The sequence below is a fragment of the Bradyrhizobium sp. genome, assembly GCF_035484855.1.
GTDB lineage: Bacteria > Pseudomonadota > Alphaproteobacteria > Rhizobiales > Xanthobacteraceae > Bradyrhizobium.
On the sequence record NZ_DATHOP010000128.1, the window covers coordinates 1 to 11,397 of the forward strand.

The window sequence follows — 11,397 nt, forward strand, 5'->3', positions numbered from 1 at the left end:
GATGCGTGCCTTGTAGATGTTGTCGCGGCGGCCGTACTGATTGTAGACGCGCAGGATCGCCTCGACATAGCTCAACAGATCGCGGCCGTGAACGAACGGCTTGATCGTCTTGCCGATAAAGGGCGTACGGCCCAGCCCGCCGCCGACCAGGACCTCAAAGCCGGTCTCGCCCTGTGCATTCTTGTGCAGGCGCAGCCCGATATCGTGAACCTTGATCGCGGCGCGGTCGTGCGCGGAAGCCGTGATCGCGAACTTGAACTTGCGCGGCAGGAAGGAGAATTCCGGGTGCAGCGTCGTGTATTGCCGCAACAGCTCCGACCAGATGCGGGGGTCCTCGATCTCGCCCGGCGCCACACCCGCCCATTGATCGGAGGTGACGTTACGCGTGTTGTTGCCCGAGGTCTGCATCGCGTGGATGCCGACCTCGGCGAGATCGGACAGCGCATCCGGCAATTCGGCCAGCTTGATCCAGTTGAACTGGATGTTCTGCCGCGTGGTGAAATGCCCATAGCCGCGGTCGTAGCGCCGCGCGACATGCGCCAGCCGCCGCAACTGCTGCGACGACAGCGTGCCGTAGGGGATCGCGATCCGGAACATATAGGCGTGCAGCTGCAGATAGACGCCGTTCTGCAGCCGCAGCATCTTGAATTCGTCCTCGGTGAGCTCGCCGGAAAGACGCCGCTTCACCTGGTCGCGGAATTCCTCGACGCGTTCATTGATCAGCGTGCGATCGAGTTCGTCATATGCGTACATGATGGTTTGGCCTTATGCCGGAACCGGCAGGTCGATGGTGACGCCCTGGAGCCGGATATGTTCGCGCAGATTGCCGGGCTTGATCCTGCCGCTTTCCTTGATCTCGACCGGCGCGATATAGGCGCCGACCGCGCCGACATCGTCGGCGGCCGATTCCGCCAGCAGCGCGCGTGCCTCATCCGAGGTACGAACGATGGCGGCGTCCGACAGTTTCGGCGACCAGTTGTGCCGGTCGGTGCGGTAGATCACGATGCCGTCCCAGGTGCGGTTGGCGGTCACCACCGACGGGCCGGCGATTTTGATTTTCTTCTGTTCGAGCGGGGAGGTCATTCGGCTGCTTCCTGAAAATAAGAGACCAGTTGAGCGAGATCGGATTGGCGCCAGGGCGCGGAATGCGCCACCACGTCGCCGATGATGAGAAGGGCGGGACCGCCGTCGATCTTTTCGACCAGATCGGGCAATTGGCTCAGCGTGCCGACTTCGGCCTGCGCGTCGGGCCGGGTCACGCGCGCGACCACGCCGACGGGCGTTTGCGGCGAGCGGCCCGCAGCCAGCAGCCCGGCACGGACCGCCGTCGCTGCCGTCATGCCCATATAGACCACGACCGTCATTTTCTCGTCGGTCAGAACTGACCAGTCGACGGCTTCGGCGTCTTTGGCCTGGTGCGCAGTGAGGCAGGTGATGCGCAGCGCTTCGTTGCGGAAGGTGAGCGGCACTTCGAATTGCGCGCCGGCGGCAAGCGCCGCGGTAATTCCGGGAATCACCGAATAGGCAACGCCGGCCTTGCGCAGCGCTTCGACTTCCTCGCCGCCGCGGCCGAACACGAAGGGATCGCCACCCTTCAGCCGCACCACGCGCTGTCCCGATTTGGCTGCGCGGATCATCAGGGCGTTGATGGCGTGCTGGCCGATGCCGGGCTTGCCGACGCGGCGGCCGACCGGAATGCGCGCCGCATCGCGGCGGGCGCGATCGAGAATTTCGGGCGAGACCAGTTCATCGTGGAAAACAATGTCGGCGTCCTGCAGCGCGTGCAGCGCCTTGACGGTGAGCAGATCCGGATCGCCCGGACCGGCGCCGACCAGCGTCACCCTGCCCTCGGCCTGTCCCGACAGCAGCGCGCCGGCGAAGGCCGACGGATCGCAAATGACATTCAGCGCGGCTTCGGCTTCGTCCTTGCGCCCGGCGAGAACGAGTGCGCCGATCGGGCCATCGACAACGTTCTCCCAGAAACGGCGCCGCAACGAAAATTCGGGAATGCGGGCATGGATTGCCTTGCGCCAGCGACCGATGAAACCGGCGAGGTCGCCGATGCGCGCCGGCAGGACGGCCTCGATCATTTCGCGCACGCGGCGCGCCACCACGGGCGAGGCGCCGCCGGTACCGACGGCGACCACGACATCGCCGCGATCGACAATGGCAGGGAAAATGAACGTCGAATGCGAGGGGTCGTCCATGACGTTCACGGGCAGTCCTGCCGCCCTGGCCCGCGCCGACATCGCCGGTCCAATGTCATCAGCGCCCGCGCACACGATCGCAATGAGGCCGGTGAGATCGGCCGCGAGCGGATCGCCCTCGAGGCGCTCGATCCGAGCTACGTCATCGGCAGAGAACCCATCAAGATCATGATCACCATCTGTCGCGTACCACCGCGCACGCGCGCCGGCGGCCGCGAGCAGGCGCAGTTTCGCCCGCGCCGGATCGCCAGCGCCGATCAGCAGCACCGGTCCGGCTTGCAAATCTAGAAATACCGGCAGAAATCGCATGCGACACTCGCTTGCCCGACATCCGGGGTTGACTGGAATTATTTTCTATATATGTCTCGTTCAATGCCCGCAAAGAGAAAATTCTTTCTTCTCTATTGCACTGCAACTATAGAATTTTCACCCCTAGAGGCCAAGGGCGAGAGATGCATCTTCTCGACAACGATCAGGGAAAACAGCGGTTGCCTTGGGCTGACACGTCCGAGCCAGTTCCGCTGCGGCAACTTTCAGCCGGTGGACGCCTGCCGGCGCCGTCAATGGATCACCTCGACGCGCTGGAAGCGCAGAGCATTTACATTTTCCGCGAAGCCTTCGCGCGGCTGAAGAAGCTCGCGCTGCTGTGGTCGCTGGGCAAGGATTCCAATGTCATGATCTGGCTGGCGCGCAAGGCCTTCTTCGGCCGCGTGCCATTCCCGGCGCTTCACGTCGATACCGGCAAGAAATTTCCGGAGATGTACGCGTTCCGCGACCGCTACGGCAAGGAGTGGGAGCTCGATCTGCGGATCGAACCCTGCCCCCCGCTGGAGACGATCGATCCGACCCTGCCGCCGGCGGCGCGCTCCGCCGCGCGCAAGACGGAAGGATTAAAGCTCGCGCTCGCCAAATACGGCTTTGACGGGTTGATCGCCGGCATTCGCCGCGACGAAGAAGCCACCCGCGCCAAGGAACGCGTGTTCTCGCCGCGCGGGCTGGAGGGCGGATGGGACGTGCGCGACCAGCCGCCGGAATTCTGGGACCAGTTCAACGCCTCGCCGCCGCCAGGTGCGCATTTGCGCATCCACCCGATCCTGCATTGGACCGAGGCCGACATCTGGGCCTATACCAAGCGCGAAAACATCCCGATCATTCCGCTTTATCTCGCCAAAGGCGGCAGGCGCTATCGCTCGCTCGGCGATGCCGACATCACGTTTCCGGTGAAGTCGACGGCATCGAACATCGACGAGATCCTGATTGAACTCGATGGCACCAAAGTGCCGGAACGCGCCGGCCGCGCGCTCGATCACGAAACCGAAGACGCCTTCGAGCGGCTGCGCGTCGCCGGCTATCTCTGAACCGACATTGGGTGCGCCGATGAACATGATCGTCTCCGCCGCGACATCCGCAACGCCGAACGGCACCACGCGGCCCCAAGTGCGCATCGTCATCGTCGGCCATGTCGATCACGGCAAGTCGACCCTGGTCGGGCGCCTGCTGCACGAGACCGGCAGCCTGCCCGAGGGCAAGCTGGAAATGCTCAAGGCCGTCAGCGCCCGGCGCGGCATGCCGTTCGAATGGTCGTTCCTTTTGGATGCGCTGCAGACCGAACGCGACCAGGGCATCACCATCGACACCACGCAGATCCGTTTCCGCACGGGCTCGCGCGACATCGTGCTGATCGACGCCCCAGGCCACGCCGAATTCCTGCGCAACATGATCACCGGCGCCTCGCAGGCGGATGGCGCCGTGTTGATCATCGACGCGCTGGAAGGCGTGCGCGACCAGACCCGGCGCCACGGCTATCTCCTGCATCTGCTCGGCATCAGGCAGGTCGCCGTCGTGGTCAACAAGATGGACCGGGTCGATTTTTCCGCGGCACGGTTCGGTGAGATCAGCAACGAGATTTCGGCACACCTCGCCGGCCTCGGGCTCACGCCCTCGGCGGTGATTCCGATATCGGCGCGCGACGGCGACGGCGTTGCCGAGCGCACGCCGCGAAATGCCTGGTACAGGGGACCGACCGTGGTGGAAGCGCTCGACGCGCTGGAGCCGGCGCGGCCGCTGGAGCAGTTGGCGCTGCGGCTGCCGGTGCAGGCGATCTACAAATTCGACGACCGCCGCATCGTCGCGGGCCGCATCGAGTCCGGCAGCCTCGCCGCCGGCGACGAGATCGTCATCATGCCCGCCGGCAAGATCGCGAAAATCAGGAGCGTCGAGGGCTGGCCGGTGACGCCGATCAGGGGTGCGCAGACCGCCGGCCGGTCGGTCGGCATCACGCTCGACCGCGAATTGTTCGTCGAGCGCGGCGACGTCATCGCCCATGTCGGCGACAGCCCGCGCGATACGCGGCGCCTTCGCGCCCGGATTTTCTGGCTGCACGACAGGCCGCTGGCAAGGGGTGACGCCATTTTGGTCCGCCTCGGCACCAGGGAAACCCGCGCCACCGTGGTCGCAATCGAGAAGGCGGTCGATCCCGGCGAGTTGTCGAGCGTCGAGACCCAATCGATCGCGCGCAACCATGTCGGCGAGATCGACATTGCGCTGGCGCAGCCGATCGCCGCCGATCCCTATTCGGAAAATCCCCGCACCGGACGGCTGGTGATCGAAGTCAATGGCCGCATCGCCGGCGGCGGCCTCGTGCTGTCGGTCGACGCCGGGCAGCGCGCCATTCCCGTCGACATCGTGCCGGTGGAATCCGCGCTGCGTCTCGACGAACGCTCGGCGCGCTACCGTCACGCCGGCGCCGTGCTCTGGCTGACCGGGCTGCCGGCTTCCGGAAAATCGACGCTGGCGCGCGCGCTGGAACGCCGGCTGTTCGGCAATGGCGGCTCGCCGGTATTGCTGGACGGCGACACCCTGCGCGCCGGCCTCAACAGCGATCTCGGTTTTACAGCCTTCGACCGCAGCGAGAACATCCGCAGGCTCGCCGAAGTCGCCACCCACCTCGCCCGCAACGGACACATCGCCATTGTCGCGGCGGTCTCGCCCGCGCGCGAGGATCGCGCCGCGGCGCGCCGCATCGCAGACCAGGCGTTCCGCGAGATTTACATCGCAACGCCGGCCGAGGTGTGCGAAAGCCGCGACCCCAAGGGCCATTACGCCAAGGCGCGCGCGGGCTCCCTGCACGCCTACACCGGGATCGGCAACGACTACCAGCCGCCGGCGGAGGCCGAGTTGACCATCGACACCTCAAGGCGCTCGGTCGCTGAAGCCATCGAGGAGATCGAGCGAATGCTGGTTCGGACCGGCATCCTGTTCGACGAACTCGTCGACCTCGCCGCCAATATTTGAGCGTTGCCGGCCTCTGTTATGGGCAGTCGAGGGCCGCCAAAGGCCTTCTCACGGCCCTGGATTTAGCGCTAAAAGGCCCGGAACAATGCCCCTTGCCGGGGCATTTTATCGTTTGTTTCCTGAACACCGCGTATTCGCGGCATCTCATGAGAAAAACCTGATTATGAATCGTGTCGAAGCCCACGGATTGAAGATCGCTCCCGTTCTGTTCGATTTCATCGCCAAGGAAGCCACCCCGAATACCGGGATTTCGGCCGATGCATTCTGGGCTGGACTGGCCGCCATCCTCCGCGATCTCGCGCCCAGAAATCATGAGCTGCTCAAGGTACGCGACGCCCTGCAGGCCAGGATCGACGGCTGGCATCGCGCCAACAAGGGCAAACCGTTCGACATCAAGGCCTATACGGCCTTCCTCGAGGAGATCGGCTATCTGCTGCCGGAGCCGCCGACGCACAAGGTCGAGACATCAGATGTCGACGAGGAGATCGGAAAGATCTGCGGACCGCAACTCGTCGTTCCCCTCACCAATGCGCGCTACGCGCTGAACGCGGCGAACGCGCGCTGGGGCAGCCTCTACGATGCATTCTACGGCACCGACGCGATCCCGCACGAGCCGAACGAAGTCAAAGGCTTCGATAAGGCCCGTGGCGCCAAGGTGGTTGCAAAGGCAAAAGCCTTCCTCGATTCAGCGGTACCGCTGGCGACCGGAAGCCACACCGATGTCACCTCCTACGCTGTGATCGCCGGCCAGCTTGCCGTCAAACTGAAGAGCGGCAACGCCACCGCGCTGAAATCCAACGCGCAGTTTGCGGGTTACCGTGGCGATCCGGCGGCGCCGTCGGCGATCCTGCTGGTCAACAACGGCATGCATATCGAGGTCAGGATCGATCGCGGCCACATGATCGGCAAGGGCGATCCGGCCGGCGTCGCCGACATGATCCTGGAAGCGGCGGTCTCTACCATCCTGGACATGGAGGACTCGGTCGCGGCGGTCGATGCCGACGACAAGGTGCTGATCTATCGCAATACGCTGGGCCTGATGGACGGCAGCTTGTCCGCCGACTTCGAGAAGGGCGGCAAGACGCTAAAGCGCGCGCTCAATCCCGATCGGGTCTACACCTCGCCCGATGGCAAGGGAGAGATCACGCTGCACGGGCGCAGCTTGCTGTTGATGCGCAATGTCGGCCATCACATGTTCACCGACGCGGTGCTGGATTCCAGCGGCGCCGAAATTCCGGAAGGTTTCCTGGATGCCGCGGTCGCCGGCCTGCTCGCAATCCACGATCTCAAGGGCCATTCGAAGACCCGAAACAGCCGCACCGGCTCGGTCTATATCGTCAAGCCGAAGATGCACGGGCCCGACGAGGTGGCGCTGACCTGCGAACTGTTCGGCCGGGTCGAGCAGATGCTGTCGCTGCCGGAAAACACCATCAAGGTCGGCATCATGGACGAGGAGCGCCGCACCACGGTCAATCTGAAGGCCTGCATCCAAAACGCGCTCAAGCGCATCATGTTCATCAATACCGGCTTTCTCGACCGCACCGGCGACGAGATCCATACCTCGATGGAAGCAGGTCCCATGATCCGCAAGAACGACATGAAGGAGCAGCCCTGGATCAAGGCCTATGAGGACTGGAACGTCGATGTCGGCCTGATCGACGGGTTGCCGGGCCATGCCCAGATCGGCAAGGGCATGTGGGCCGCGCCCGACCAGATGGCGGACATGCTGGCGCAGAAGATTGCGCATCCGCAGGCCGGCGCCACCACCGCCTGGGTGCCGTCACCGACCGCAGCGACGCTGCATGCGCTGCATTATCACCAGGTCAACGTGCAGGCACGGCAGCAGGAACTGGCCAAGGCCGGCCCGCGCGCCAAGCTGTCCGACATCCTCACCATTCCGGTGTCGCAATCGAACTGGGCGCCTGACGACGTCAAGCAGGAGATCGACAACAACTGCCAGGGCATTTTGGGCTATGTCGTGCGCTGGATCGACCAGGGCGTCGGCTGCTCCAAGGTGCCTGACATCCACGACGTCGGCCTGATGGAAGACCGCGCCACGTTGCGCATCTCGAGCCAGCATCTGGCGAACTGGCTGCATCAGGGCGTCATCACCAAAGAGCAGGTGATGGAATCGCTGAAGCGGATGGCGGCCGTGGTCGACAAGCAGAACGCCGACGATCCCCTGTACCGGCCGATGGCGCCTTCCTTCGATGGGGTCGCCTTCAAGGCGGCCTGCGACCTGATCTTCAAGGGCCGCGAGCAGCCGAACGGCTACACCGAATACATCCTGACCGCGCGCCGCCGCGAGGCCAAGGCGGCGGGCTGATTCTGCATTCGTAGCCCGGATGGAGCCAACGGGGCGGCGCTGCGCGCCGACCCGTTGGCTCCATCCGGGCTACGCAATTGCGTCAGAACACCGCGATATATTTCAGCAGCGAAATCACGCCGAGGATGATCACCACGACGCGCGCGATCTGCTTGGCGCGGCCGTCGAGCGGCAACAGGTTGATCAGGTACAAGACCAGGATGATGACGAGAAACGTGATGAGTATGCTGATCAGCATCTGAAAATCCCCTGAAACCGCTTGATGCGAATTAACGGTTCGCTAACGCCTGGCCGGGCCTCCCGGTTCCAGGCCGAGGAACCCGGCCTCCCGCGATCGCCGCCGCCGTGCAGAAAACAGGGCACCGCCACCCAGGAGATCACCCGATGGGCCGACCGTCATCCTGAGGAACCGCGCTCTTGCGCGGCGTCTCGAAGGACGTCGGCCCGGCTGGAGCCGCGCATCCTTCGAGGCTCGCCCAGCGGTGCAAGCGCACCGCAAGGCTCGCGCCTCCAGCGACAACGGCGAAGCCGTTGCGCGGGGATGACGGGACCGCAAACAATCACTCCCGCGCCACCACCGGCACGCGGCCGTAGCGCGCCAGCGCCGATTTCGGGACCGGCGAGAAATTCAGCTGCGCATGGCGTCTGTCGGCACCGCCGCTCGCGACCATCAGCCCGTCGGCACCGGCGACGAGGTCGCCCTTGCGGATTGTCGGGTCGTTCTCGACGCTGACGGGCGCGAGCCCGAACTGGTCCTTGCCGTTGCAGGTGCAGCCGTCGACGATTTCGTTGCGATAGCGGAACGCATTCGGCAGTTCGGAATAGGGTTTGCCGGTCTCGGTCGCGGCGTTGTCGATATTGCCGCCATAGACCACCTCGGTCTTGCTCGCCGGACAGAAGCTGTTGCAGGAGGCCGCGCGGCTCTCGCGATCGGAGGCGGCGAGCGGGAAGTAGCGCCCGTCGCAGGTCCGTACGCAGAACGCCGCGCCGCCGCCATAGGCGCGCAGACGCGGGATGTCGTTTGGCGGAAAGGTGACAGGATCGCCGCCGGCGGCATCGGGCGGCGTCTCACCGGCATAGGGCATCCGGATCATGGGCGCGCGCGCATGACCGCCGCCGAACACGCCGAACAGTGCGGAGAAGAAATCCCAGGCTTGTGCCGCCGGCGCCAGCGTCAGCGCACAGATTGCGACCGCCGCGCCGAACGCCATTCGCTTGCCCGATACCGTCAGCATGTCAGCCTCCGAAACCGAAAAGCCCGCCCGTCAATACAGCGACGAGGTCGAAAGGTTCACCGCCTGCCGTCCCGTCGACACCGTCGTCAGGAGCGGACGCTGGCCGGCCGCGAACGCGTCGCGCTCTCCGATCGCCCTGGCTGCGACATGCGGCCCGTTCTTCGGCAGCACCACGACCCGGGTGCCGACATCGACACGGCTGAACAGGTCGGCGACATCGTCATTGGTGAGGCGGATGCAGCCCGAGGACACGAACTTGCCGATGGTGGTGGGATCGTTGGTGCCGTGGATGCGGTATTCGCTGGCGCCGAGATACATCGCGCGCGCGCCGAGCGGATTGCCGGGGCCGCCGGCCATGAAGCGCGGCAGATAGGGCTGGCGCGCGATCATCTCCGCCGGCGGATGCCAATCCGGCCATTCCGCCTTGTGGCTGATGGTCTGCACACCCGCCCAGGTAAAGCCTTCGCGGCCGACGCCGACGCCGTACCGGATGGCGCGGCCCCCACCGAGCACGTAATAGAGCACGGTGTTGCCGGTATCGATAATGACGGTGCCGGCGGCCTCGCGGCTGTCCAGCGCGACCTCGGTCCGCTGCAGCCGCGCCGGCAGCACGCTGTCTTCATCCGTCAGCGCCGGCTGGTCCGGCTGCATGGCATTGTCCGATGGAAACCCGCTTGGCACTGTGGATGCATAGCTGAGCGCCTGCGCGCTTGCCTGGCTGGAGAAAAGGAACGGCGACAGCGTCAACGCCGCGCCAACGACCAGCGCGCTCACCGCGCGCGAGGAAAGCCTGCGATTGCCTGCGAATGTCTGTTTCATGATCTGCCCCGATGCGGAAAGCGCATCCCGTTGATGCTTCTGTCAGATCAAACGCCACCGAGGCTCCACAGTTCCGTCGCGACTCGAATAGATCAGGCCGTGTCAAGAACCGCCCTGCTCACATTCCCGCGATGGAACTCCTGCCGGGTGGACGGGTTGTTGCGGCCGGAGCCGGCGCCACGCATGCGTTCGCGGCTCATTCAACGATCAAGCCCGCACCCGGGGAGAACCAGTTGCGTATCCTTCCCAACGACCGCGGGTCTGGCCGGGAAACGGCCGGTACGCCGCTGCCCGAGGGTAAGGGCGAACAGCCGCCGGTGATCCGGCGCGCGGAGCTGGTCGCCTTCGCGCTGCTCGCGCTGTTGGTGATCTCCGTCGTCGCCGTACTCTATGTCGCGAAGGCGTTCTTTCTCCCCGTCGTCGCCGCGTTCATCGTCGGGACCATGCTGTCGCCGGCCGCGGGATTGCTCGAGCGGCACAGGATTCCCCGCGCGGTATCGGCGGTGATGATCGTGGCCGCGGTGGGCGCCGGCGCAACCTTCATGATCGGACTGATCTCCTCGCCACTGATGGAATGGAGCCGGCACCTGCCGGAGCTGGGTGCGCAGCTCAAGGAGAAACTTCATGTGTTCGACCGGCCTCTGGCGCTGTGGCAGGAGCTGCAGAACATGCTCGGCGTATCCGATACGTTGCCGGCTGCGTCCTTCCAGCTGCCGAAAATCGACTGGGTGCAGCCGGCGCTCGAATTCCTGTCGCCGACCTTCACCGAATTCCTGCTGTTCATCGCCACCCTGATCCTGTTCATCGCCAGCTGGCGCGACCTGCGCCGCGCGCTGATCATGACCTTCGGCGACCACGACGCGCGGCTGCGGATGCTGCGCATCCTCAACGCGATCGAGGGCCAGCTCGGCGGCTATCTGCTCACCGTGACCATGATTAATTTCGGCGTCGGCGCGGCCACCGGCCTGGTTTGCGCCATCGCCGGCATGCCCAATCCCGCCGGGCTCGGCGCACTGGCCGCGACCCTGAATTTCTTTCCGATCATCGGCCCGGTGGCGATGTTCGTGATCCTCGTCGCGGTCGGCGTGGTCGCATACCCCACCATCAGCGCCGGGCTGATCGCGCCGCTGGCCTTTATCGGTATCACCTTCCTGGAAGGACATTTCGTCACACCGACCATCATCGGGCGCAGGCTGGAGCTGAACGCGCTCGCCGTCTTCATCGCGCTGGCGTTCTGGACCTGGCTGTGGGGACCGATGGGCGGCTTCCTGTCCTCGCCGCTTTTGATCGTCGGCCTCATTTTGAAGGAATACCTGCTGCCGGTGGATGACCCGCAACTGCCGTAGGGGTGACGGTCTGTCGTCCCGGCGAACGCCGGGATCTACCGTGTTGCATGTCAAGTGGCGGAGGCGCCTTTCCAGGGCTGGCCTGACCTGAGCACGGCGTTGGCGAAGACGACGAGGCGTCGGAGCACGGCGATGAGGGCAACTTTGGGCGGTTTGCCCTTGGCGATGAG

General features: G+C 65.0%; 10 protein-coding genes and 1 pseudogene. 4 read left to right on the forward strand and 7 right to left on the reverse strand.

The genetic code is table 11. The features are described 5' to 3' along the window. The 3 genes from VK804_RS14695 to cysG form a co-directional block, all read right to left on the reverse strand. The coding region (locus VK804_RS14695) for a nitrite/sulfite reductase (RefSeq protein ID WP_325371549.1) at positions 1-753 on the reverse strand (753 nt) is incomplete at its 3' end. A 12-nt stretch (positions 754-765) separates the two neighbouring features. Next, entirely contained in the window at positions 766-1,083 is a 318-nt protein-coding gene (locus VK804_RS14700) for a DUF2849 domain-containing protein (protein WP_325371550.1), read from the reverse strand. Continuing rightward, entirely contained in the window at positions 1,080-2,516 is a 1,437-nt protein-coding gene (gene cysG, locus VK804_RS14705) for a siroheme synthase CysG (protein ID WP_325371551.1), read from the reverse strand. Before cysG ends, VK804_RS14700 begins: the two co-directional genes overlap by 4 nt. Positions 2,517-2,770: 254 nt before the next feature. Here cysG and cysD point away from each other — a divergent pair, with 254 nt between their 5' ends. The 3 genes from cysD to VK804_RS14720 all read left to right on the forward strand — a co-directional run bounded on the left by cysD (position 2,771) and on the right by VK804_RS14720 (position 7,827). Further along, positions 2,771-3,565, forward strand: a complete 795-nt coding sequence (cysD, locus tag VK804_RS14710; RefSeq protein ID WP_325371552.1) for a sulfate adenylyltransferase subunit CysD — start codon at positions 2,771-2,773, stop codon at positions 3,563-3,565. Between the two features lie 19 nt (positions 3,566-3,584). Continuing rightward, positions 3,585-5,501: an adenylyl-sulfate kinase gene (gene cysC / locus VK804_RS14715; RefSeq protein ID WP_325371553.1), complete on the forward strand. Its 1,917-nt coding sequence runs from the start codon at positions 3,585-3,587 to the stop codon at positions 5,499-5,501. Positions 5,502-5,664: 163 nt separating this feature from the next. After that, complete coding sequence (locus VK804_RS14720) at positions 5,665-7,827, forward strand: malate synthase G (protein ID WP_325371554.1); 2,163 nt, start codon at positions 5,665-5,667, stop codon at positions 7,825-7,827. An 82-nt stretch (positions 7,828-7,909) separates the two neighbouring features. Here VK804_RS14720 and VK804_RS14725 read toward each other — a convergent pair whose 3' ends face one another. From VK804_RS14725 to VK804_RS14735, 3 genes are all read right to left on the reverse strand, one after another. Next, the gene (locus VK804_RS14725) at positions 7,910-8,065 is read right to left on the reverse strand and encodes a Thivi_2564 family membrane protein (RefSeq protein ID WP_325371555.1); all 156 of its coding nucleotides are present in this window, start codon (positions 8,063-8,065) and stop codon (positions 7,910-7,912) included. Between the two features lie 322 nt (positions 8,066-8,387). Next, positions 8,388-9,062 (reverse strand): DUF2865 domain-containing protein, encoded by a 675-nt coding sequence (locus tag VK804_RS14730; RefSeq protein ID WP_325371556.1) that lies wholly within the window; start codon positions 9,060-9,062, stop codon positions 8,388-8,390. A gap of 30 nt (positions 9,063-9,092) precedes the next feature. Further along, positions 9,093-9,881: a L,D-transpeptidase gene (locus tag VK804_RS14735; protein WP_325371557.1), complete on the reverse strand. Its 789-nt coding sequence runs from the start codon at positions 9,879-9,881 to the stop codon at positions 9,093-9,095. Between the two features lie 233 nt (positions 9,882-10,114). Between VK804_RS14735 and VK804_RS14740 the strand changes: the two genes are divergently transcribed. Continuing rightward, positions 10,115-11,227 carry an AI-2E family transporter gene (locus tag VK804_RS14740; RefSeq protein ID WP_325371558.1) on the forward strand — a complete coding sequence of 371 codons (1,113 nt, stop codon included), beginning with the start codon at positions 10,115-10,117 and terminating at the stop codon, positions 11,225-11,227. Positions 11,228-11,277: 50 nt separating this feature from the next. Here the strand turns inward: VK804_RS14740 and VK804_RS33000 are convergent. Next, positions 11,278-11,397: pseudogene (locus VK804_RS33000) on the reverse strand (IS110 family transposase); the annotation flags it as partial.